This window comes from Ruegeria sp. CK2 (genome assembly GCF_056536585.1).
In genome coordinates, this window is sequence record NZ_JBQFPW010000019.1 from 1 (window position 1) to 23,462 (window position 23,462).

At 53.2% G+C, this 23,462-nt stretch carries 21 protein-coding genes; 4 read left to right on the forward strand and 17 right to left on the reverse strand.

Annotated elements, in window-relative coordinates; all coding sequences use genetic code 11:
• Window positions 1-114: 114 nt before the first annotated feature.
• The 9 genes from ACR0BU_RS21650 to ACR0BU_RS21690 form a co-directional block, all read right to left on the reverse strand.
• Window positions 115-354 (reverse strand): hypothetical protein, encoded by a 240-nt coding sequence (locus ACR0BU_RS21650; RefSeq protein WP_480738985.1) that lies wholly within the window; start codon window positions 352-354, stop codon window positions 115-117.
• 137 nt (window positions 355-491) lie between these two features.
• Window positions 492-863, reverse strand: a complete 372-nt coding sequence (locus ACR0BU_RS21655) for a DNA polymerase beta superfamily protein (RefSeq protein ID WP_480738983.1) — start codon at window positions 861-863, stop codon at window positions 492-494.
• 47 nt (window positions 864-910) lie between these two features.
• Window positions 911-1,927 carry a D-cysteine desulfhydrase family protein gene (locus ACR0BU_RS21660; RefSeq protein WP_480738981.1) on the reverse strand — a complete coding sequence of 339 codons (1,017 nt, stop codon included), beginning with the start codon at window positions 1,925-1,927 and terminating at the stop codon, window positions 911-913.
• 16 nt (window positions 1,928-1,943) lie between these two features.
• On the reverse strand, window positions 1,944-2,345 hold the full coding sequence (locus ACR0BU_RS21665; RefSeq protein ID WP_480738980.1) for a hypothetical protein: 402 nt from the start codon (window positions 2,343-2,345) through the stop codon (window positions 1,944-1,946).
• Window positions 2,346-2,398: 53 nt separating this feature from the next.
• Window positions 2,399-2,671 carry a hypothetical protein gene (locus ACR0BU_RS21670; protein WP_480738978.1) on the reverse strand — a complete coding sequence of 91 codons (273 nt, stop codon included), beginning with the start codon at window positions 2,669-2,671 and terminating at the stop codon, window positions 2,399-2,401.
• Window positions 2,672-2,708: 37 nt separating this feature from the next.
• Window positions 2,709-3,449, reverse strand: coding sequence for an aspartate/glutamate racemase family protein (locus tag ACR0BU_RS21675; RefSeq protein ID WP_480738977.1), 741 nt, complete (start codon window positions 3,447-3,449; stop codon window positions 2,709-2,711).
• 28 nt (window positions 3,450-3,477) lie between these two features.
• Complete coding sequence (locus tag ACR0BU_RS21680) at window positions 3,478-4,716, reverse strand: NAD(P)/FAD-dependent oxidoreductase (protein ID WP_480738975.1); 1,239 nt, start codon at window positions 4,714-4,716, stop codon at window positions 3,478-3,480.
• Between the two features lie 4 nt (window positions 4,717-4,720).
• Entirely contained in the window at window positions 4,721-6,934 is a 2,214-nt protein-coding gene (locus ACR0BU_RS21685) for a TRAP transporter permease (RefSeq protein WP_480738974.1), read from the reverse strand.
• An 80-nt stretch (window positions 6,935-7,014) separates the two neighbouring features.
• Window positions 7,015-8,022, reverse strand: a complete 1,008-nt coding sequence (locus ACR0BU_RS21690; protein ID WP_480738972.1) for a TAXI family TRAP transporter solute-binding subunit — start codon at window positions 8,020-8,022, stop codon at window positions 7,015-7,017.
• Window positions 8,023-8,159: 137 nt separating this feature from the next.
• On the opposite strand from ACR0BU_RS21690, the gene ACR0BU_RS21695 reads away from it, so the two are divergent.
• Together ACR0BU_RS21695 and ACR0BU_RS21700 are read left to right on the forward strand one after the other, a co-directional pair.
• Window positions 8,160-9,119 (forward strand): LysR family transcriptional regulator, encoded by a 960-nt coding sequence (locus ACR0BU_RS21695; protein ID WP_480738970.1) that lies wholly within the window; start codon window positions 8,160-8,162, stop codon window positions 9,117-9,119.
• A gap of 459 nt (window positions 9,120-9,578) precedes the next feature.
• On the forward strand, window positions 9,579-9,836 hold the full coding sequence (locus tag ACR0BU_RS21700; protein WP_480738969.1) for a hypothetical protein: 258 nt from the start codon (window positions 9,579-9,581) through the stop codon (window positions 9,834-9,836).
• A 99-nt stretch (window positions 9,837-9,935) separates the two neighbouring features.
• Here ACR0BU_RS21700 and ACR0BU_RS21705 read toward each other — a convergent pair whose 3' ends face one another.
• The 6 genes from ACR0BU_RS21705 to ACR0BU_RS21730 form a co-directional block, all read right to left on the reverse strand.
• Window positions 9,936-10,754 (reverse strand): nucleotidyltransferase domain-containing protein, encoded by an 819-nt coding sequence (locus ACR0BU_RS21705; RefSeq protein WP_480738967.1) that lies wholly within the window; start codon window positions 10,752-10,754, stop codon window positions 9,936-9,938.
• Between the two features lie 111 nt (window positions 10,755-10,865).
• Window positions 10,866-12,683, reverse strand: coding sequence for a TniQ family protein (locus ACR0BU_RS21710; protein WP_480738965.1), 1,818 nt, complete (start codon window positions 12,681-12,683; stop codon window positions 10,866-10,868).
• Window positions 12,680-13,675 (reverse strand): TniB family NTP-binding protein, encoded by a 996-nt coding sequence (locus ACR0BU_RS21715; protein ID WP_480738963.1) that lies wholly within the window; start codon window positions 13,673-13,675, stop codon window positions 12,680-12,682. Before ACR0BU_RS21715 ends, ACR0BU_RS21710 begins: the two co-directional genes overlap by 4 nt.
• The gene (locus ACR0BU_RS21720; protein WP_480738961.1) at window positions 13,668-15,782 is read right to left on the reverse strand and encodes a DDE-type integrase/transposase/recombinase; all 2,115 of its coding nucleotides are present in this window, start codon (window positions 15,780-15,782) and stop codon (window positions 13,668-13,670) included. The genes ACR0BU_RS21715 and ACR0BU_RS21720 overlap by 8 nt, the downstream gene beginning before the upstream one ends.
• A 92-nt stretch (window positions 15,783-15,874) precedes the next feature.
• Window positions 15,875-16,570: a hypothetical protein gene (locus tag ACR0BU_RS21725; protein ID WP_480738959.1), complete on the reverse strand. Its 696-nt coding sequence runs from the start codon at window positions 16,568-16,570 to the stop codon at window positions 15,875-15,877.
• 434 nt (window positions 16,571-17,004) lie between these two features.
• On the reverse strand, window positions 17,005-17,271 hold the full coding sequence (locus ACR0BU_RS21730; RefSeq protein ID WP_480738958.1) for a helix-turn-helix domain-containing protein: 267 nt from the start codon (window positions 17,269-17,271) through the stop codon (window positions 17,005-17,007).
• A gap of 177 nt (window positions 17,272-17,448) precedes the next feature.
• Here ACR0BU_RS21730 and ACR0BU_RS21735 point away from each other — a divergent pair, with 177 nt between their 5' ends.
• The gene (locus ACR0BU_RS21735; RefSeq protein WP_480738956.1) at window positions 17,449-17,967 is read left to right on the forward strand and encodes a hypothetical protein; all 519 of its coding nucleotides are present in this window, start codon (window positions 17,449-17,451) and stop codon (window positions 17,965-17,967) included.
• Between the two features lie 307 nt (window positions 17,968-18,274).
• On the opposite strand, the gene ACR0BU_RS21740 is transcribed toward ACR0BU_RS21735, so the two are convergent.
• Window positions 18,275-19,306: a DUF3800 domain-containing protein gene (locus ACR0BU_RS21740; protein WP_480738954.1), complete on the reverse strand. Its 1,032-nt coding sequence runs from the start codon at window positions 19,304-19,306 to the stop codon at window positions 18,275-18,277.
• A gap of 267 nt (window positions 19,307-19,573) precedes the next feature.
• Window positions 19,574-20,242, reverse strand: coding sequence for a DUF2971 domain-containing protein (locus tag ACR0BU_RS21745; protein WP_480738986.1), 669 nt, complete (start codon window positions 20,240-20,242; stop codon window positions 19,574-19,576).
• Between the two features lie 791 nt (window positions 20,243-21,033).
• Between ACR0BU_RS21745 and ACR0BU_RS21750 the strand changes: the two genes are divergently transcribed.
• Window positions 21,034-23,292, forward strand: coding sequence for an AAA family ATPase (locus ACR0BU_RS21750; RefSeq protein ID WP_480738953.1), 2,259 nt, complete (start codon window positions 21,034-21,036; stop codon window positions 23,290-23,292).
• Window positions 23,293-23,462 lie beyond the last annotated feature (170 nt).

Below are 23,462 nucleotides of genomic sequence, written 5' to 3' on the forward strand. Positions count from 1 at the left end.
AAACGTTTCTGGCGGGCTTGCATCCCTCCCGCGAAACAGAATGAAGGCTACCCGCACGACCTCATTGAAACTGGTTTGCGTCAACCCTGCCTCAGGCGCTACCCGCGGGCGGCACTAAGATCCAAGATGCTCCGTACTTGAGGCAAATAGCTCCCGACCCTCGTGGGTCTGGACCAGAGGAAATCGCTTGGCCGAGAGTGGGGTTTTGAGGACTGAAACGCCCGGTTTTGAGAGCCGCCAGACAAAAAACCGCGCCGCAATGGGAGGCGCGCGCGCCTTGACCTCATCCGCAAGAATCTGGTTCACAACCTGCAGTTCAGAACCAGCACCCGAAGCGACGGCGGTTTTCTTCATTCTGCATGTTTTTTCACAATCATTGGATGATCGGACGGCGTTATCAGGACGCGCAAATGTCGCTGACAGGGGTGTTATGTGAAGCGATCTCTGGCTGAGCGCTCGACCTGCTCTCAAGTGCTTTCGACAATAGCATTTCAGGCCTTAGCATATTCCCTAATGATGTACCGCAGCAAGTTGTCACCCTTGATCGTAAGGTCGCGACGATCTTCGTTTTTTGTCACGACGGTTGCCCACGCCATTTGATCTTCTATGAAATCGTCAATGATCGCTATGCGTGATCCACGGCCCATTTCCTTGGTTTTGCTTTTCAGCGCCAACAACTCGTCAATATGCCCAATGAGGTTGGGTGACAGGTTCTGATCTTTAATGAGATCATGCAGGTTCATCGGTGGCGGCGTGTCTGGTACTGTAGGTGCGCCTGAGGTTTGGCCACATAGGTAAGCAACGCAGTTATGCTTGACAATACGACTCATGCGTTGGCCGGTTTCGATCCGAGTAGTAGTCATGTTTCGAGTTATTCCTGTTAGTGAGTTTTATGGTGCTTTGGGTGGAATTAGGGTTGGTTATCTCCCAACTCGTTTTGGTACCCAAAGAGTGCAGGCAACCCACCCGTGTGCACCATGACGACTTTCTCTCCGGGTTGGATTTTCCCTTCGCTTACCAAATGCAACAATCCAGCGAAGGTTTTCGCCGTATAGACAGGATCAAGGAATATTCCTTCGGTGCGAGCCATCTTGTCCAATGCAGCCCGCGTGCCTCCACTGAGTTTCCCGTAGCCGGGAGGCAGTGCTTCATCCATGACGTTAAGCCTGTCCTGCAAGGGCGCTGCGTCGATATCCAACAAATCCGCCAGTTTCTGAAGAACAGTTTCCATTCGGGCCATTTGCTTATCACTATCCCGGCGTACGCAAACGCCAAACACAGAAGCGGCGTTTTCTTCCAATGCTACTCCAGTCAACAAGCCTCCATGTGTGGCTCCACTACCTGAGGGTACGACAATCGCATCGATATCCGGCATCTGCTGACACAATTCTTGTCCAGCGACGACGTAGCCCAAAGCACCCAAAGGCGGATGGTTTAATGCCAGATGAATGACATAAGGTTTGCGCCCTTCTGCCTTCAACTCGTCGGCACGAGCGTGCAATGCAGCGTCTGCACCGACTTCGTCCTCACCCTCGGGGTAGGTCATGTGTTCGGCACCCAGAATTTGTGCCAACAACACATTCCCAGAGCTGTAATACGCCTCGCTCATATCCGACACACGCTCTTCCAGTTGCAGGACGGATTGCATGCCCAGTTTTGCTGCGGCGGCTGCAGCAGACCGAACAAAGTTTGACTGAACTGCGCCGGTGATCAGAATGGTATCGGCACCTTTCTGAAGGGCATCGCCGAAATAGAACTCAAGCTGCCGCGTTTTGTTTCCTCCAAATCCAAGCCCGGTTAGGTCATCGCGTTTCAGCCAAAGGTCGATGCCCAACTCCGAAGACAACCTGTCCAGCCGCTCCAATGGGGTTGGGCCTGACATGAATTGGGCGCGAGGAAATCTGTCCAATTTGTTGTCTTGTGTCATCGTCTGCCCTTCGAGTTTATGCGATCGCAAATGCGCGATGAAAGAGAATACCGCAGGCTATCAGAGAAACCACGCGGATCGCCGTTGTGACCATGGTCTGAGACAAATGGGGGCCTACTGCACGACCCAAAAGGCTGCCGATCAATGTGAGCGCCACGAAGCCCCATAGCTGCGAGCCATAGGCGAAGGCTTGCGTCTCGGACAGGCTGTGCAACAGGAATGCGATGTCGTACGCCACCAGCGCAATGGGTTGAACCAACTTGGCAACCTCTTTGGCTGAGCGGCCTTTCGCAATCAATCCGAAAACCATAAGCGGGCCGGGCGTCGCTGCCCAAACAGTCGCCAGCCCGGACAAGCCGGAAACGGTCGAAAACCCTGCTGTTCCAATTGAGCGACGCAGGGGCAGCAAGGTTGTCACAAGCCCGATCAGCAACAGGCTGGCGTTAGGGCAAGGACAAACGCCTCGCTCAGCTAGGGGTATACGACAAGGCCCGCGACCACTCCGACGAGGCATCCGATGATTGCCGTGCGACTGGTCTGTTGGTCGGCCTTTAGCACCTGTTGGTCTGTCGCGACCGCTGAAACGACGGTATTCAAAAGCGGCAGCATTGGTACAGCCGTTGACGTACCGAGCAGGATCATCATTGGCGGTCCGGCAAGGATGCTAAACCCGATGCCGACGCCGACTTGCAGCATTGCGCCAATACCGATGGCAACCAGCAAAATGGCTAGGTCAACGGACAATAATATCCCCCAAGTCCCGCGCGATACTGCTGTTCCTTTAGGTCCAAGGCATGATGCCAACATAGGATTTGCGCGTCGCAACGGTATGCGCCATCTGCGCCAGAGTCGTCAAATCGAAGACGGGAAGCTGCAACTCGTCCTGAAGGCGCACTGCATAAGGCGGCAAATCGGTACATTCCAAAACCAGCGAACGTATGTCTGGCGCCAGATGTTTAAGTCGCCGCGCCGCCTCAAGGACTTCGGCTTCAATTAAATCAGTGTCCATGCGGGTGCGTGTGTTTCGCAGGATCACCTCGGCGAATTCGCTGGTGTCCTCTAGGCCTTGAACCGTGACTGGAATTCCAGCCGCGCCGACCCCTTCGAAATGCTTTGACGTCAGGGCAGATGCGTCTGCTGTCAAGACGCCCACTGGAGCATTGGCTCCGGTCATGTGAAAGGCCAGAGGCACCTGTATCAAACTGGATGCAAAGACGGGTACGGAAACAGCCGCAGCTAGCTCGTTTTGAAACAAAGCCAGAAATCCGCAGCTCCCCGTGATTGCCCGAACGCCCTCGGCCTCAAGCCGTTGCGCGCCCTTGATGAAGGGTGCCAGTAGATCGGGCGTCGGGTTGTTCAGCAGGGTCGGTACGGTGATGCCGTCGATCATTTCGTAAAGAATGGGAAACGGAAGGCTGGACGGATTTTTGATGTGCCCGGGCGGTTTCGGGAAATAGCTTTCAAGGCACAAAACCCCGATTGAAGCCCCGCAGATGTTTTGGCCGCCTTCATAGATTGGCATAGTGCTCAGGTCCTTTCGAATAGGGTATTTAGAAACGGGCCAGCGAGTACGGGTCCAGGTTGATATTCGGGCTGCGTCCGGACACCAGATCCGCCACAAGCTCTCCGGTCTTTGGCGCCATCATCAGCCCGTAATGAGAATGGCCGAACGCGGTAAAAAGCCCGTCCTTTCCGTTCAGCGGCCCAATCGCTGGCAGGCTATCGGGAAAAGAGGGGCGTCGGCCCATCCAGAACTTTGCCTCGCCAGTATCGAGGTCCGGCACCAAAGATTTTGCCTGATCGGTCAGTATCTTTTTCTTGCGCGGATCGGCTGGGGCATCGACACTGCCAAACTCGGCTGTACCGGCAACCCTCAGGCCGCTCTGCATCGAACTTGCGACGACCTTTGCGTCCACATCCATGACCGAGTTGTTCAGCACAGCCGAAGGGGTCGAAAATTCAACGTGGTAACCCCGCTCGGCCACCAACGGCAAAGGTAGGCCAAGAGGTTTGAGCAGGTCCGCAGACCACACTCCGGCCGCGAGGACAATATTGCGCGCGTGCAGCGTGTCATGTGACGTGGCAAGCTGCCAAATGCCGTCTTCGGTGTGGATCAGATTGGTGACTTCGGACCGCACAAACTCGGCCCCTTGCGCACGTGCTTTTTCGGCCAATACAGCGCCCAAACGCCCGGGAGACGTTGCCCGCGCCTGACCTTTGATCACAATCGCGGCCTTGAGGTCTTTTGACAGCGCTGGTTCCAGGCGCTGCAATTCAACACCGTCCACACGCTCCAACTCACCGCCTTTTTCCTGGCGGATCAGATAGCCAAGATCGTCCAGGTTGGCTTGTTCAGGGTTCCGGAATACGTGAATATAGTAGCTGTCCACGATCAGCGCTTCGTGGCCCGTGCCCTGCAGGTGCCGACGATAGAGATCAATGGACGGACGACACAAAATCTCCATCGCATCCGAGACTTCGCGAACCGTCTTTTCGCCGGACTTACCCAGAAAGCGCAGCCCCCACGGGATCATCTTCGGCCAGAAAGGCGCCCGCACCGAAAGTGCGCTTTTTGGATCCAACAGCATCTGGGGCAGTTTTTTCCAAATGCCTGGAACAGCCTGCGGAATGATCGACCAGGGCGACACAACCCCCGCATTGCCGAACGAGGTTTCCTGTCCCGGATTGCTCCGGTCGACTAGACGGACCGATATGCCCCGTTCTTGCAGCGACAGCGCGCAACAAATACCGACGATCCCTGCGCCGATGATGGTCACTTGCTCTGTCATCGCATCAGGCCGGGGAGTGGCTGCGATTGCGCGCGATCAGTTGGGAGACAATGACCGGCGAGGCCACAGCCAGCGCGATCAGGTCAGCCATCAGGCTGGGCGCAACAAAGATCACCCCCGCGATGGCCATCAGGATACGCGACGCGATGTTCAGCGGTTTCAGCCAGTATCCGACCACGGCTGCGGACAGGGCGATGACCCCGGCGATACAACTGGTGGCGGTGTAGGTGAACTCCCACAGGTTGAACCCGGTTGAGGACACGAACAATAGGACCGGCGCATAAACGAAGGCCATTGGCGCGATCACCTTACCCAACCCAAGGGTAAAGGCAGAGAGACCAGTTCGGAACGGGTTGGAGTTCGCAATGGCTGCTGCCGCATAGGCCGAAGTGCAGACTGGCGGCGTGATCTCGGACACCACACCGTAGTAGAGTACGAACAGGTGGCTCGCGATCGGTGGGACACCCAGCTGCGCCAGCGCGGGCTGTGCGACCGAGACCAGCATAATGTAAAGCGCAGTGGTTGGGATGCCTGCGCCCATGAGGATGCAAACGATGGCAATGAAGACAAGCGAGATGAACAATTGCAGGTCTTCCATAGCAAACAGCTGCCAACTGCCGAACGAGATCATATTGTACAAGTCTGAGGCCAGATTGCCTGCGCCTTGAGTGACCATGAACCCGATACGAAAGCCAATGCCGGTTGTGTTGATCACGCCGACGACGATACCTACTGCAGCGGCTGCAGCACCCACGGCCAGCGAGTATTTCACGCCCAACTCAACTGCTTGCAGCATCTCGGGTACTTCGATGCGTTTCTGTGGGTTCAGCGTGGCGATTACCGACAAGGCACACAGGATCGCTGTCATCGTTAGATCGAACCCGCCATCCGAGAATTTCCAAAGCACGAAGGCTAGGAAAGCCGCGGCATAGATCAGCGTGGGCGGCTGTTTGATGCGCGACATGCCTGCAATCACTGCCAGAGAAATGCCGCAGAAGGCGGACATGAAAGGCGTATATCCTGTGAACAGCACGACCAGCAGCCCGATCAGAGGCACGATGTTGGCCCAGCCTTCGGCCCAGACGGCCTTGAGCTGCGGCAGTTGCTCTTTCGCCAGACCTTTAAGGTTCAGCTTGCGCGCCATCAGGTGCACAACGGCAAAGACGCCGACATAGTGCAGGATAGCTGGGAAGATCGCAGCAATCACGATGGTGGTGTAGGGGACCTCAAGGAATTCGGCCATGATGAAGGCCGCGGCGCCCATGATGGGCGGCGTGATCTGCCCTCCGGCCGAGGATGCGGCCTCGACCCCGCCCGCAAAATGGCCGGGGTACCCAAGACGCTTCATGTTGGGAATGGTCAGCGCGCCGGTCGATACGGTGTTGGCCACCGATGAACCCGAGATCGTGCCGAAAAAGGCCGAGGATACCACCGACACTTTTGCGGGCCCCCCAGTATAGCGGCCCGCCAAAATCGTTGCGTTGTCGATGAAGAGTTGCCCCAATCCGGTGCGCTGAGCGATCACGCCGAACAGTACGAAATGGAACACGATGGTCGAAACGACCCAGAGGGTGACGCCATAGATGCCCTCCTGCGGGAAATACATCGACGATACGAAGGTTTTGAAGTTCACACCGGGATGCTGCAACAAGCCGGGAAAGTACGGGCCCAACAGGGCGTATGAGATAAACACACAGATGATCAGTGGCAGCACCCAACCCAGCGTGCGGCGTGCGATGTCCAGAACCAGCAGGATGATGATTCCACCCAAAACCACGTCATAGGTGTTCGGGTTGCCCATTCGAAACGTCTGTTCCTCGATCCCCAGAAACGGAATGCCGCGCCACGCGACCCCAACATACAACGCCGCGATGATCCCCAGCGCCATAAAGACCAAGTCGTACAGAGGGATGTTGCCGACACGGAACCGGCTGACTTTGAGCGCATAGAGGTTCTTAGAGCCGATAATCGGAATCGTCGCGTAGACCAGAATGAACAACAGCGCCAGATAGATACCCATGTGCCAATGGTCGGCTGGCAAGCCGAAACCGGCTGTGAAGAATTCGTAGAACGCAAGGATCAGGGCAACAACGCGCAGTACCTTGCCTGCGGTGGGCGTCACCTGCCGTACGGCGGCGCCTTCGTCGAACTGTTCTTCGATGGCGGCCAGTTCCTCGGCCGTCAGTTCGTGGTCATCAAGTTTCTGGGTCTCGGACATGATGGCCCCCCGATTTTGCACAATTCCAGAGTGCGGTGCCCCGCGCAGGGGCACCGACGAAAGGTGTCAGTAAGCTACGATTACTGAAGCAGACCGGCTTCTTTATAGAATTTCTCGGCCCCAGGATGCAGAGGCACACCCAGCGCCTCTACACCATCCAGTGCCGTATCGGGCGTGATCTGCTTGCCTTTGGCGTGACCATTGTCCAACAGCTTGCGAGTATTGTCGTTCCACAGCGCCTTGGTCAGGCCGTAGACCAGTTCGTCGGACAGTTCCGAGGAAACGACCAGCATTGCGCTGACCGCCGGGGTCTTGGTTTCACCGTCGATACCTTCATAGACGCCACCCGGGATGGCCGAGGGGATGTATGCCGGGATGATCTCGTTGATCTTCGCCATGTCTTCGTCGCTGAAGGAATGCAGGTTCATGCCCTTAGTTGACGACAGCTGCACCATCGCGGCAACAGGCCAGCCTGCAGCGTAGAAATAGGCATCTAGCTGACCGTCAGCCAGACGCTCGGCGCTTTGGCTGTTGTTCAGCTCGGCCTCATCCATGTTGTCACGGTTGACGCCCCAAGCATCCAGCATCTGCAGCACGGCAACCTGTGTACCGGAACCGGCTTGCGCGATGCCGACGCGCTTACCTTCCAGATCGCTCAGATCGTTGATTGTCTCACCGGCAGGCAGAACCAAGTGCAGGTCTTCGGGGAACAGGTTGGCCACGATGCGAAGATTGGGGTGAGGTTTGCCCTCGAACTTAGCCTTACCCAGATACATCGAGCGGGTGACGTCGGCTGCGGCGAGACCGGCCTCAAGCTCTCCGTTCTGAACGGCGGCGTTGTTGAACACCGACGCGGTGGTGGACTGTGCGATAGCAATCAGCCCTGGTACGCCGCACTGGCCGCCTTCTTCGCAGGGGCGAGAACCCGGAGGGGCGGAGATTCCATTTGCGATAGTGCCGCCGATGGGGAAGTAAGTTCCGCCTGCGCCGCCCGTGCCGATGCGGAAAAAAGTTGGGTCCTGCGCCAACGCAGGGGCGGCAAGCGCGCCTACCAGGGCCAGTCCCGTCAAACATTTCACAAATTTCATCATCATCTCCCTTGTTGGATCGTCGGATTCGGTTTGGCCGAATTTCGATCCTGCAAGCGTAGTAGCAATTTTCATAAATACAAATTTGTTATATTTCATAAAACTATGGTTTAGCTTATATATTGACCATGAACCTAATGCAGTTGACCGTTTTTCGCGAGGTGATGGAGACCGGCTCTATCTCTCAGACCGCCAAGAAACTGAACCGCACCCAGCCTGCGATCAGTCTGGCCTTGAAGAACCTTGAAAAGACCCTTGGGCTGACACTGTTCGAACGTAAGGGACGGCGATTGGCCCCGGTTCCCGAAGCGCAATACCTTTTGGCCGAAACAACAGGTATTCTGGACCGTCTTGCGACAATTTCCAGTACAATGGAAGGGCTGATAAAAGGGCATTCCGGTAGTCTGAACATCGCGACAATGCCGGGCCCTTCGGCCTTCTTGTTCCCGCGTTTCATAAGCCAATCCGTCGGTGAGAACCCCGAGATACGCATTACGTTGTCAACGCGCAGCTCGCCTCAGATCATGGAATTGGCCGGGACGCAGAATATTGATTTCGGCTTTGCCGACTTCCAACATTCATCCGGGAATGAGCCTCAGTATTCAACAGAACTGATCCAAGCAGATTGTTATTGCGCCGTTGATCATGACAGCCCGCTTGTTTCGCGCAGGAACGTATCCTTTTCCGATCTCGACGGGGTCCCTATGGGGGGATTGCATGCTACGCATCCGTTCCAGCGCAAAATTCGACAAGAGTTTCAAGATGTTTCAGCTAACTACAACCCAACAGTGACCTGTCAGTACTTTCTACCCTTGATACCATTTGTGAGCTCAGGTCAGTGCTATTCGATCGTGGATCCGTTGACCGTAGCGACTGAACGAGAACTAAACCTGTCCAACGGAAAAGTCGCGTTCGTGCCCTTCAAAAAACCGCTCAGATACGAATATGCGCTCCTTGAGCCCGTTCACCGACCACCGTCTCAGCTGGCTTTAAAGATCAAGGCGGGCTGGAAAGCCGAAGTGTTAAAGATGTTGTCAGGGGTGAAAGCCAACCCTCATGCAATTGGGATAGATGAAGCAGGAATCGAGCGGCGCTGAATAACAGTGTTTTACAAACAGAAATCTGATGGGAGAGAATGTCCACTTGGATCGACTTAGAACAAGTAGACAAGTGTCAGCTATTGGACCAGAATCTCCAGTTTCTTTGATGGACCGCAGGTTGGCTTTGTCCGTATTGCGATTATCGGCAAACAGCATTTCGAATGGTATATTTCGCAACCACTAGGTGATTGGCGACACTGTAACAAAATACGAACGTCGCTGACGGGTGTTATGTGAAGCGATCTCTGGTTGAGTGGACCGTCCGTCCACAGCCTACCGGCTCAATCACCTAACACCACATTGAGCGGCTTTTTCCCGCCCCATTGATCTTGTTCGCCCAGTCCGATATTCAGACCGGCTGCGTTTTCGGCCGTCTATCCGAGCCCAGCCCAAAACCAACGAGCCAACCGATGGAGGGTGCCATGTAGTTCAGAAACTACATGAAAGGCCAATGACATGGCCCATTACAAACGCAAACGTCCCCGTACCGTGCTTGGGAACGGGTACTCACGCCTAGGTCTGAGCCGTCGTCTCGGAAAAGACCCGGATGATGTCCGCTGGCTCGGCAATTGGCCACGCTGTCACGACATCGCCTTTCACACGCGTCCAAGGAGACGCAAATCCAAGTCTCTTGCGTTCGGCATCCTGAAAGGCGCTGATCCTGACGACCTAGTCTGGCCCGATGGGCGCAAACCCCACCACTACTATTGGTGAGAATGTGCGGCGGAAGCATCACATCACTCCGCCGCGCACTTTGACTCAGGTGGCCGTTGAGACGCCGAAGCAGTTTGGCCCGTTGCGGCCATCGTTAGATCACAAACCAAGTCCCGCTTCTTTTCTCACGATGTGCCGCAGCAAGTTATCGGCCTCGGCCCTAAGGTCGAGGCGATCTTCGTTCTTTTTCACAACGGTCGCCCACGCTATTTGATCGTGTATGAAATCATCAATGATCGCTATGCGCTGTCCGCGGCCCATTTCCTTGGTTTTGCTCTTCAGCGCCAACAACTCGTCAATATGCCCGATGAGGTCGGGTGCCAGGTCCTGATCTTTAATGAGATCATGCAGGTTCATTGGGGGTGGCGTATCGGGTATCTGCCTGATCCAGGAGATCGCCAAGGCGGGTCTCAGTATGTAGAAATACGCCTTGAAACTCACCTCCTGACTCTCACCGACATGCTTGTCCCACTGTTTCTGCGCCAAGTTTCGATAGTGGTGCAGGCAGGATTCTCCGAACGTCGTCTTGGCTGCGAAGGCAATCAGCCTTTCACATGCCGCATCATTCCATCTGTACCTGATAGGGCTGGACAACCATTCCAACATTACGGGGTTAGGTTTGATCAACAAACCAAGCGCTTTACGAATATCCCACCCGTTTATGTCCAAATCGCCCTCAATTGGCAGTTCGATAACATCACGACCGGGCTCAATGCTCAGATACCAGCCTGGCCGATGTGCGTAGATGAATCGTACATCGTAATCACTATCGGGAGACGGGAAACCCCATGCGCGGCTGCCGCTTTCAATGGCGAACAGCACTCGGACATCATGATCCGCTTCTAAAGCGGTAAGCTTAGATTGGATGACCTGGTCGATCTCAGGCGAAACGCTGGACGCGAAAGTTAGACGGTTCATTGGGTTTCTCGCAGTATCAAGACGGCCATCTGGAACGGTACATCATGGTTTTTTCAACAAGACCTGGGGGAGCAACCGCGGCGCTGTGGCTACTGAGACAGTTGGATCAGCTTAACTCGTTACTCTGTTCGCCAGTTCACGAACTACTCCCTGTGTCTCTCTCGGGTAAGCGCGAACAAACCCGGCGTCACAGGGGATCGTCTCGATTTCTCTTCGGTCCAACGCCCGAGCCAAATGGATCGCTGCGAGCTCAATGTGCTCTGCCATTTGGCCAAGCGTCACATACACCTCTGCAAACGCCTGAATGCTCTCTTCAGTGATGTAACACCGGTAGTGCTGCGTGTCCGGGTTTCGCGCTTTTATCTGCTTCAGATATCCACCATCCCTTAACCGTCGGATAGAACCGACGCTAATTCTCAGGCGTGCCGCCGCATCCTTAATCGACAGATCGCCGGAAAACACACGCTCCGATTTTTCCAAGGTCTCAGTGTAGTCGATCAGAATTCCTGCCAATCCATCCACGTCCGGGTCTCTCGATACACTGGTCAGTCGGCCTGTTGCCCAATCGGCGACAACGCGAGCCAGGGGCAACCAGCTCTGTTGGCAGTATTCTGCGAGGGGCAACCTATGACGCGCCGGTGATGCGACGCGCAGGCCTTCAAGCCGGGTCAGCAAGGTTTGCACAGAGGAGGATGACACATAGCGCAGAGACGTTCCGAAACGATGGGCTTCCAGAACATTCCGTCGGATCAGCGACTTCACCTGGACCGGATGGATATTGAGCTGCGTCGCGGTGGATTTGATATTCAGCAACCCAGACCAGAAATCGAGCACGGCAGCCAGATCCTCATGGCTGACATCCTTCATATCTGACAGGTCGCTCGCGTTTTTACCGCGAAGATGGGCGAGAATGCCTCGCACCCGAACCTCGCCAACCCCATGTAGCTCTCGTACGCGTTCAAGCGTGATGAGTTTGGGCGCAGAGATTTCCGCACCCAGGACTTTCGCGCCGGTCTGCAGCGGATAGTTCTCCCGTACAAAATCCTGCACGCAAGCCCTTAGCACTGCTGTCGCCGGGTCCTCTTCAGTGTCTTTGAGCCAAGTATAGAATTCGCCCATATCTGTTGTGAAATATGACCGCTTGGAGGAAGACCGGCGCCTGGCACGTTCCAACTCAGATTTCAGGGTTTCCGGCCCACTCTGCAAAACCTCGAACCCAGCCGACATGGCGGTACGCTCCTGGTCGAAGTCCAAATCCGAACGACTAACGCCTCGATCCATGGCAAGTGTCATGCCTAATGTAAGAGCGGCTTGATGAAGATGTGTCAGGTCCAAAGAGTCTAACCAGTCACCACAAACTCCATTCTTGATACGGCGGCTCAGGTAAGTTTCAAACGAGGATCGCCCATGTGTTTTCGCGACCTGAGCGGCCTCCAAGATCAGATCCCTATGACGCGCCACTTGTTCAATCACGTCATAGGTGAGATGTGCATGCGGTGCATTGGGAAGCTGGAGTAACGGAGCGCCGTGTTTGGCACAGGTCCCGATCGGCAGCACCAACCACTCGAGAAGTTGAAACGCGCTCCCGGGACCAGAAGCCTCCATAGCCTCCACAATACATCTCGGACAAATGCGGATGGTTGCACGCCGTAGCGTACCATTGGTGGCTGATGACAGCCCGACGAGATACCGGCAGGGACCAATCAACCTGGCCGCTCCTTGATCCAGTGTGTTAAGCGGCACACTGGTTAGCAGTGACAACGTCTCCAACTGGTCCAAATGCGCCGAGCAGATATGGGGCCATCGCATTCCAAGATCCGAGCAAAAATCACGGGGCGTGCTCGTGAACAGTCGGGCCAACCGAGCAACGTAACTTGACGGGGTCTCCCCTTCTGTGAAGGGGAGAATTGGGTTCAGCAGGGGCCTCATGCATCTTCTCCATCTTCAGGCCTGTCTCCGTCGTCCAGAAGCTTTCTTGGATTGATGCGCCCGTAGTCCTCGGCGATGAAGACGTTCATCCAGGCCTCTGCTCCATTCCTTTCGCTGTAGACCTCAGCAAAGTGCCGAATGCTCAGTTTTGCTTCGAACCCTTCTGTAAACAGCGCATGTGAAACCGCGAGGACAACAATCTCGGCCAAGAGTCCAAACTGATAGTCCGCCGCATGAATCAACCGCATGGCAAATGCTTCGTTCCTAACCGAAGCATCTACATCGATCTGCGCCCGATCAGCGTATCTTTGAACGATCTTGATGACATGCTCGACATCGCGCACCGCGTGCAATCGTTTGAATTCGATTGGATCAACCCGCCGAGCGAGCTGTGCATCCTGATTTACGATTTTCTTGAGATCCGGCATCCCCGACAGCAGCAGTCCTACCGGCCAGACGGAGTTCTCCATCAGGGACTTCAGGGTGTTGACCACTGACTGGCGCTCTTTTTCGGTTTGGTAACGGGCCAAATCTTGCGCCTCGTCGAAACCAAGAAAGAGCGTCCGCCGCAATTTGAGTTGCACTTTGACCTGATCCCAGATTGCCGGACCTTGCTTGTTGCCAGCGTAGGGGTATCCCAGCGCCCGAAGCGTAGCTGCCCCAACGAACTTCATAGTTGCCGGGCTTGGCACCTGAAGGTCAACAAACTCGCAGAATTCCTTCTCCGGGTCCGTCGCCAACGCGTGCCTGTATTTATGCTTGAGATACCGCACGGCAGTAGTTTTTCCGCTCCCGGATGGCCCCACCAGCATGATGCTTCGTGCTTGGAATGCGACACCATCGGCCTCATCGGCACGTCGCTGTTCAAGAATGCTGCCAAAACGCGCATCTAGCTTGTCGTATTCTGATAGCGGGATGTAGAGCTGTCTCAAGCTTTGCACGGTTTTGCGAATGATCTTGTCAAACTGAAACTTAATGCTGTGCTTATTCATCGCCCTTCTCCTCGGTTTCCTGGGAATCGTCTGATCCGCTCCGATCACCATCGTCGTCCTCGAGTTCATCACTGAAGAGCCATTCCCTCTCGTTCTCCTCTGTCAGTATTGGCTCCTCATCGGGCAGCGGGCCAGGAAGGTAGGGAATTTCATCTGATAGGAAACCAACGTCCGGATCAGGTATTGCCGCCTTTTTGTCAGAGGCAATGTCCGGATCAGAACCTAAAGACAGACCCCAGAACGTCTCTTTCTGCGCACGTCTGATCTGATCGCTGGTGAGCTTGATCGGGCCAAGCTGCCGCACTGCGCATTGCTCAGCGTCGATCTCCTTGATCCTGCGAATTGCACGGTCCACCACACTTTGAGTCAAACTGGCGGCCGCGCGATTGTTCTGACGCAATTCAAAGACTGACCGCTCCCAGGAGGCGAGCGATACCCCTTCGAGCCCTTCTATTCTTGCGGCCAGCGTAGACCACCCACTGTATTTTCCGCGCTCTAACCAGACAGAAATGTGCCCCATATTTTCGGGATCGATACTGACTTCGACACTCTGCTGACCGTATTTTTGGAAATGTTCTGCCAGACGTTTGGAATGATAGTTCACGCCGTTCATCAGGACACCGTGCCGGCCAGTCTCACGATTGAATTTCAGCCCCAGGATATGACGGAGCTTGTGCTTGCTCATCGGGGGAGACCAGCCGAACTCGCTGACCAGCTTGTCCCACATGTTGTTGGGCGTTGCGTACTCCAATCCCCGGTGATTGCGATTGTGGTAAACATCGACGGTGAACCGCACCAGCAACTCCAGGATACTCTCGGCGGTATGAACCGCGTATTTTTCCGATGGATAATCCCCCCTTTGCTGCGGGTTGGAAAAAGTGCGCCCCGTCAAATATGGCATCAACAAAGTCGCCATCGAGCGGAACAAACGCTCGATAACCCCTCTCAATTTGGGAACCCCAGCAGGTAGGACAGAATAGTCGATCGCCAAATCGGAAAGCGCTGCCTTGAAATCTGCGTTTACAAATGCCGGGCCGTTATCGACAACAACATGACAGACATGTCCATGCTGCGACCAGGACGTTTCACACCCCAACTGGGACGCGAGCATGGTCTTGTTTCGCATGGCCATCCAGACAACTGCTTTCGCATCTTCGGCACTTGGCTTGGTCGAAAGTTTGAGACCGAGTATCGAGCGACTAGCGACATCAATGGCGGCGCATACCCAGTAGCGGCCAAGCTCAAGATCACGCAGACTCGGATGGGTGATATCGGCCCCTGCGCCTTGCAAGATCGACATGAGATCAATTTCCCATTCATCCATTTCGACGCGCAGCAGTGGTGCGTGAAGCTTGATGCCGCCAGTATGGGCGCCCAGCTTGTTCTTGGCATGCGCGACGCCGTTGCGCGCGGCCTCGACTTCAAACCGATCCAACTCGTTGATGCGCCGTTCAATCGTGCTCTGGGAGGCTTCCAAAAGAAGGTCTTCGCCAGCAAAGCCAAGGGCAGTATTCTTTCGCCGCACTTCAGCATTTACGGCCTCCAACACTTGAGAAGGGTAGATCTCGTTGGGGTGAAGGTAGTTTGAGAGCTCAAGCTGAATGATCGCTTCAACCTGGGGCTGGACGCGCTTCCCGTTTTGACCGTTAAAGATCGATTTTTTGACGAAGATCATCGGATCTCTGGTCTTTTCCCACTCACGGTATTTTTTCATAATGCTACTGCGACCGGGCACATAGGAGAGCAATGCAGGATCGACCCCCTCGCCATTCATGCCTTTGAGCAGCCCATCGCGGAGCTTCTGCTGTACGCGTTCCTGCAGCTTCGGCAGAAACTCAGGCCACCGCTTTGATGATCTGTTGAACCACTCTTCGTCTTCACCCTCACTCATCGATTCACACCAGGCCTCGCCAATGAACGCCCTGAACTGGGTCTTCAGAGACAAACGCGAGAGCAACGCACGCCCAGCCCGCGCCCGGCGTGCAGCCTGTCGATCGGAGAAATAGCCATATTCGATTGAGAAATGCCCATCTTCGAGCAAACTCGCGAGCTCCGCATGGGTAAACGTCAGAGGTACAGCTCCCGCATGCTTTGCCAGCAGGGTCACCGTGTAATCCGAGACCTTTTGAACAAAGTGAAGCTCACCCTTTCCAAGCACGGCATCTTCATGGCTGATGTTGAGTTGAAACTGGATATCTTTCATGGCTTATCCTTTCCGGGGGCAACGATTGTATTGATGGAGATGAGTTCACGTGTATTGGCCTTCAGAAGCCCCGCGTAGATGGCTCGGAAAACCGCGCGGAACCCGCGCGCGCCAAGATCCAGGGGCTGGATGAGTTCACCAATGGACAGCTCTTCTGTGAGCCCAATTGTGCGCTCGGCGACCAGTTCATCGATTTCTTGGTCCGGGCAACGCCGAAAGAAATTCAGCAGCTCAGCGTTTTGCACTTCTTTTGGGTGGTGGTTGCGCTCTGTGATGAGGCAGACTTTGTCGGCAAATCCTTTCGGCAGATCACGACGGATAGCTGCCAGCGTGCTTCGGAAGTCTAACCTTTCAACCCGTTCGGAAGGTTTGACAGCCATCGCGACTTTGGATCCGTCCCGAAACTCGGCCAGATAGTCAAAGCGGTGCGAACGCTGTCGACCGACAGCGTCAATGTAGCTAACGGGGCGAGGCTGATCATGCAGGTTCCAAAGGTTGGGGTCTGCCAGCGCAAGAAGGCAGGTGGCCCGCTCATGTTGGCTGGCAGAAATAATCTGCCGCCAGTACATTTCGGCAGGCGTCATGGCCAACGTAAAACCGCGCACAGTGAATTTTGAGCGCGCAGGAAACATCAGCCCAGCCGTGGTTGGCTCGGGGGGACGATAGAAATCGTCGTCGTCATCTTTAGACATATCTCTTGCCGTGGCTGCGAGCTCTGCCCGCGCCATTCGGCTCCTCTTCATTTGTGGAGACAAAAGGCGACCCGCCCGCTGAAACGATCAGCGCGGTTGACGGGCCACAAATTTTGGGTCATGAATGAGGTGCAAAGAGGATCTATTCATTTGCACCAAGCCCTTCGAGAGCTGCAACTCTCGGGGGCTTTGCTTTTTCTAGGGGCTCATTTTTGTTCTCCTTTCTTTGAAGTGGCTAGAACAGCACGAAGACAGGTGCATCGATGACATCAGCCAAGACTTGCTCGATGCGCGATTTCAGTAGTTTGCGTAAACTGGCGAGCCCACACCCAATAGACTGTTGTCTGGCCTCTGTCTGAAAAACGGGATCTCGGTCCTTTCTGGCTCACAAATGGGTCCCATCGCAACGCCACAACCTTTCCAGAACCTCGGATTTACGACCTTCCCGGGCTTTGCCCCTCGACCACCTCTGATTGGGCGTAGCGCTCAGGAAACAGCTCCTCGACCCGCTGGTTTAAAACAGAAGCCAGGTACTTTTCGATTTTCTCCGAACGGCTTTTCCCAAGCGACACAGAGCTGACGGCGCTGGCTCCGACACCGATCCGTTGCGCTAGGTCCGTGAGCTTCAACCCTCTGATTTCCAGTTCACACTTGATCCGCGCGTGCCTTGCCCGGTCGATAGGGATATCGTTGTGTCTCATGACTTGACCTCGCGAATGGAGTCGATTTTTCAACTATCCCAAATAGATTTGATCGTGCGCACGGCAGTCAAATCTTTTAAACGATGCCCCAAATTGCAAAAGCACCTTCTTGAAAGCAAAAGCATAGAAATGGCAAGTTGAAGACAAAGCCGTATGTAGTTTGCCCGCTATGTGTGAATGGTTCAGAACGACTACGATACTTTCCGAAAGATAGACCCGGCGGCAGTTACACGCTGTCATATTCGTTTGGAAAAAAATGGTGATCTCCGTGCGACGGTCTGGTTGAAAGCCAAAACAGGGCTACCTTTCCGGTTCTCGTCTAGGCATCTCGTTGCAGACTTTCACGCCGTAGAAATGCTCAAGGATTTACGTGCACGGTACTATTGTTCTCGCAAGTCTCTCTGGAGGCTGCTTGATCAACTGGGTTTGGATCCGTGGGAGCGCGCCATCAAGGACTATAAATCTGATATACCTTTGGCGCAGGTAGCAAAACGTCATGGGTTGAAACAAACGACACTTTCCAACGGCCTTAAGCAACGCGAAGTTCCAATTCGCATTGGAAGGCCTCCTATTCAATTCGATAGCATCGAAGTTCAAAAAGCACTTCAAGACTGCCCTTCAGTCAAAGAACTGAGCAGAAGGTTAGGGTCTTCTTGGGACAAAGCCAAAGAGCAGTGGAAATCTTTTGAAGGATAGGCATCCATTTGATGCTTAGTGCTCGAGAATTGCAATGTGCGCCAAGACAGATCGCTAGATCTTTACGCTCACAGAACGATTGCGGGCCTGCGATGAGAGCCCATCGTGGACATCGCTATTTGTCCTGACTTCCGCAGTTGCATTGGACAGCTTTCTGTCCAATGCAGACAATGATTGCACAATGTGTGACGTTCACTCTCTAGCGACTTGAATGCTGAGGATGCAGTCGGCGGAGCTAGCTTAAATCAGGCCTATGCTCAGAGTGAAGCTAAAGTACTATTTGCTCATTGGCGGGCCACTGAGTACCCTAGCTGACTGTTTCGTCTGGCCATTTAAGATTGGGGGTAGCCATGATACGCCCTCCCTTACGAAATTTGTTCATTCGGCCTTGCAATGGTTGAGTTAGTTTACATCCAGGCGGTAGAAAGCTCACTGGATTTACATAGATTTGGCTCTTATGAATCATAAGACTGCGCAACGGTAGCCAACCCGTTTCTCCCAAATTCCCGACAAGACCACGACGCAGAGTATTCGTAACAATATCTACCAACTCCAGCCCCGGCTCTGGCTCACTCGAAAATCTGAAACTTTCACGATACATCTTCTGCAGATCGACTCCCGCACCGTATTTTCGATTAACAGGAGGAGCGACATCTCGGAGATATTCAGGAATATCATCAATGATAAAACGGCGAAAATGGCGGTAGTCGCCGCCTGGAAGCAAGGCTCCGGGTCTTTGCAGTGACATCGATTGAAGCCAAACGACAAGCGTCTTTGACCACCAATCTTCCCAATTTGTGATCCCCGTTGCGCCTTTTGCGTCCACGACCCAATGGAATTTGCCTAGTTCCTTTGGGAAGCGTTGGCAGTGATAGACGATCATATCTTGCATGACTTGATGGAGCAGATCGATTGTAACTGCTCCCTGAACATACAATTGATCCGAAAACCCCTTCATTCTTTCTTGCAGCTCAGCAATGCTGTCCCTGAGCTCTTGAGTGTGTCCGCTGGTTAGGTTCTCGGCAAGGCTGGCAATCTGGTTCGTTCGATGTCGCGCAATGTCTTCGGCCGTATGTACTGACACGTCGATCATTGAAGCACAGAACAAAGCACCGTTTTTCCACAGTATGTCGATAACCGATGCAACTTGCGATTCATTGAGAAGGCTTCCTTTGACTTCCCCCTTTCGCTTCGGAAGATTTGCGCGGAGCCGCTTATATTTTTTAACTAGTTTGGGTAAACGGTGTGAGGCGACAATTAGAGCGCCCAGCGTGGAAACGGCTGGCTTGCTTGCGCCATAACCAGTGAATGTCCCAGACTCGTCAATGAATATGTGCAAAGCAGCACTCCTTGATGGCGCTTCATATAAGAACTTCTTCGAATCTGCTGTCGGTTATCGTCAAATCCAATAAGAACAGAAACCGATCTGCCAGCAAATTGTGAACGGACTCTATCGGGAGTTGAATGCTTTCTCACTTTTCTGCGCGGTTTTCATTCACTCAAGGAGTGCTATGCAAGATGCGCTAGCCGCTGAGAGGCGCACGACCGCATTCCAACGCAGTCATGTCATCTCAGCCGGCCATTCGACGTAGCGAGCGTTGAGACACTACAAGTGGAATCTAAAGTCCTTTGGAGGCGCGTAGAGCAGCGATCTTTTTATCGCGCCGTTAAAGCCAAGAGCTTGTAGTTCCCTTTTCAGTTCCTTGTATCTAGTGACTGAAACCTGTGGGTGGATCATGATTTGGTCAATCAAATCATTTGGCTCAATAGAATAACTAAACAGTTTCTCTACCTGATCCGCTCGGGTCCTATAGTAAACAAGCCGAACTTCTCTCTCGTGCTTGAAGGCTTTGCGTTTAACCATATAAGAGGCTGCCGTAGCAGCATGTAAACTTTGGCCTCCGGATCTGAAGTGTCTGCGCCCCCACTCAACTAGCTCTCTATCATTCAGATATTTAACTTTTCCAATGTGGCAAGTAACCGCTGGGAAATCGACTTTCGATTTCAAAGATTTGACTAGCTTGCCAACGTTTGTGCGTATTCTAAACCCATCATTTCCATTTGAGTAAATTTGCCAAATTGCATCCGATGCGGTGTGTAAAGTCCAACACTGACCGAAAAACCTATGTGCATTGCCGAGTTTACCGATCCGTCTCGTTTGACTGTAAAAGGTGGATTGACCTAACAAGTCCTCGAATGTGTCGGGCCATTTTGACGGGTGAACAAGTGTGTTTCTCTTTTCAACTAGAATTTCCTCAAGTCTTTTAAACGACACCGTTCTGTAAATTCTTGTGCTTGATCGAAGGCCTTCTCCAATGATGCCCTCGCCATCTACATTTTCATCCAATGGCCACTCGCTCCATTGTTAGGCCTTCATGCGTAACGGATATTGTCTTCGCAGGCTGCCAAGGTCCAGACTGCGATTGGGCTGTCTTTGGAAAAGGGGTATTCAAAGTCTTACAGCGACGGGCAAGCATGGCTTGAGTTTCAAGAACTGCTGTTTTGATACTCTGCGTCGCTTCAGATATCTCGCGCTGAAACACACGGCAACGAAAGTGCTAACCCACTACTAGCTGCGAGTACGTACTGAGCGGCGCCCTAAAGCGCAGAGCATGGCCGTTCAGCGTTTTCACATAGTTTACTGCGGCATTGCCATTAAGTTTGTGTGTCAGCGTCGTGCTCTCGTTGCTTCAACTTCTGGTAAGAGCCCTTTGCCGCCATTACTGCTGGCACGGGATGCTGCGGCTAGAAAGGTTCGCTCATCGCCCGAATTTGCTCTGCAATTGTTCGGCGTTGCGTACAATGCAATTTAAAGGCAAATGCTAAGAGCGTGAGTACAATCCAGCATAAATTTCAGAAGAAAAAATTGATGTAAGTCATTCAAATCATTGCCTTCGTGTGGGAGTGTTGGATTTCATAGAATCGCCTCTTGGGAGAGTTTTCCTGATCGAAATACTTGTCTTGACAACGCTTTCCTAACGGACAGCTCTTGAAATTCGATATCAATGGTTGGACTAGTGAAGCTAACCTTTTAAGGGCTTAGAAGAATAGATTTGAGGACAATGCATGTTTCTAAAAAAGTTTGCGGCAATCAAAAATGTGGGCCGATTCAAATCTGCACGAATCAGCGGTGGTGAATATGGTCACTTCACGCTGATTTATGGAGGCAATGGTCGCGGCAAAACCACATTCTGCTCTATTCTCCGCTCACTTCAACAAGGCGACCCGGCTTTTATCCAAAGACGAAAAACCTTTAGAGCCGATTCCGAGCCCGAAGTCACTGTTCTTCTCGATAGTGGGCCTGTAAAGTTTGCAAATGGTTCTTGGGACACCACACAACCGGACATTCATATTTTCGACCAACACTTTGTGAACGAGAACGTTCACGGTGGTGAGCATGTGGGCGTTGAGCAGCGTCGAAATTTCTATCGCGTTGTAGTGGGCGCTACTGGGGTCGCCCTTGCTGGAGAAGTGGATGCGCTTGACGCTGACGTAGCGTCCAAGCAAACGGAGATTGCGACTGCGAAGAGGATCTTAGAGCAACATTTGCCAGCCGGCATGAAGCTCGAACCGTTTCTGAAGTTGAAAGCTAAAGTAGAAATCGACAAAGAAATCGAAAATGCCGAAAAAACTCTCAGCGCGATCAACAACAGTGCGGCCATCGAGTCACGAAAGCTACTTAGCGTGCCCAGGTTCTTGGCGCTGCCAAACGGGTTTATCGAACTACTCGAAAAAGGAGTTGATGGCGTTAGTGCTGACGCCACAGAACGCGTCCGGCAACAGTTAGCCGGCCACCAGTTCAGAGAAGGCGGCGAGGCTTGGTTGTCAGAAGGTTTATCCCATGCGGTTGATGAACACTGCCCTTTTTGCGCAACCTCACTGGTGGGCAACAGCTTGATTGATGCCTATCGGGGGTATTTTAGTGAAGCCTATACTTCCCACAAGATAGCTATCACTGAAATGGAAACTACTCTCACCCAGTCACTTTCTTCGACTGAAGCACTCAAGTTAGAGCAGGCTTTCGGCGACGCTGCAAGTGATGCGGAGTTTTGGAAAAGATTTTGCAATATTGAATATGAGCCGTCAGGCGCTGCAAATCGAATTAGCATCGAGGTAGAAGCTCTTTTGGATTCGGCGAAGGCAATGCTGGAAGCAAAAAAGTCTTCTCCATTGGAGCCTGTAGAAGCTTCGGCTGAATTCCTTGATGCTCAAGAAAAATGGTCGGCAACGATCAAAAAGTTGGAAGCCGAGTTTGACACCTTCAGGGAAGCTAACCGTCTCATCCAAAACGTTAAGGATGTGAACGCGACTGCAGACAAAGCAAATGCGGAAGCCGTTCTGGCCACCTTAAAGGCTGAGAAAAAACGCCATAGCGAGCCAGTACTCAGCCTGGCAACCAACTATGAGAACCTAAAAAGTGAAAAGACCACGCTCGTTGCGAAAAAAAAATCAAAAAAGGAAGCTCTGGATAAGCACGACAATTCAATCCTTGGAGGCTATGAAGCTGACATTAATCGTTTTCTTTCATCGTTCGGCGTAAGCTTCCGCCTCGCACAATTTGGCAAAAACTACGTAGGTAAAGTTCCGCAATCGACTTATTATTTGCGCTTTGATTCGAGTGATGTTGACGTTACGAAGACGAGTGGCGATGATCCTGGCTTCGACACTACCATGAGTGCAGGCGACAAAAGCACTTTGGCGCTCGCATTCTTCCTGTCGCAGATCGCGCGCGATCCAGATATCAAGCAAAAAATGATTGTTTTTGATGATCCGTTTACCAGCTTAGACGATTTCCGTAGAACGATGACGGCCAAAGAAATCGTGCGAGCCGGTGCGACGGATAAGGCGGCGCAGGTCATCGTGCTTAGTCATGACAAATACTTCCTTGATACAGTTAGCTCGCAAATCTACGGGCCGTCTTGTACGCCATTTCAAATTTCTGCGTGCGCCAGTGGCTCATCCATTGAGCCATGGAACCTCGAAAAAGAGGTGACGGAGGGTTATTTGCAAGACCATTTGAGACTTCAGGAATTCGTCGAAGGTCGAGGCGGCAACGCAAGAGATATGCGGATGATTATGCGACCGCTGCTTGAGCGCTATATCCGTTACCGCTTTCCCAACCTAGCCTCAAAGAAAGAGTGGCTTGGCGATATGATAGGGGCAATAAGAGCTGACATAACGCACCCACTTACACCGCAGTATAACGAGCTGGAAGATATTAACAGTTTTACGGCCCCGTTTCATCATGATCCGAACACTCCATTCGACAGCGACGAAGTCCGCGCATATGCCAGACGAACAGTAGCTATCGTCGGAGGGTGTTGAGGGAACTTACCTTTCGCTCCGTGCTGGATTGTGCGTTCGCACTGAGCTGCAGCGAAGGTCTGCTAGGTAGCCATCTCAACCAACTTTGATCAATTGTGGAGCGTCTGCTAACTCAAAGACAGGAGTTTGATGGAATGACCGCTTCGGGCTGCGAAGCAGTCATCTCAACG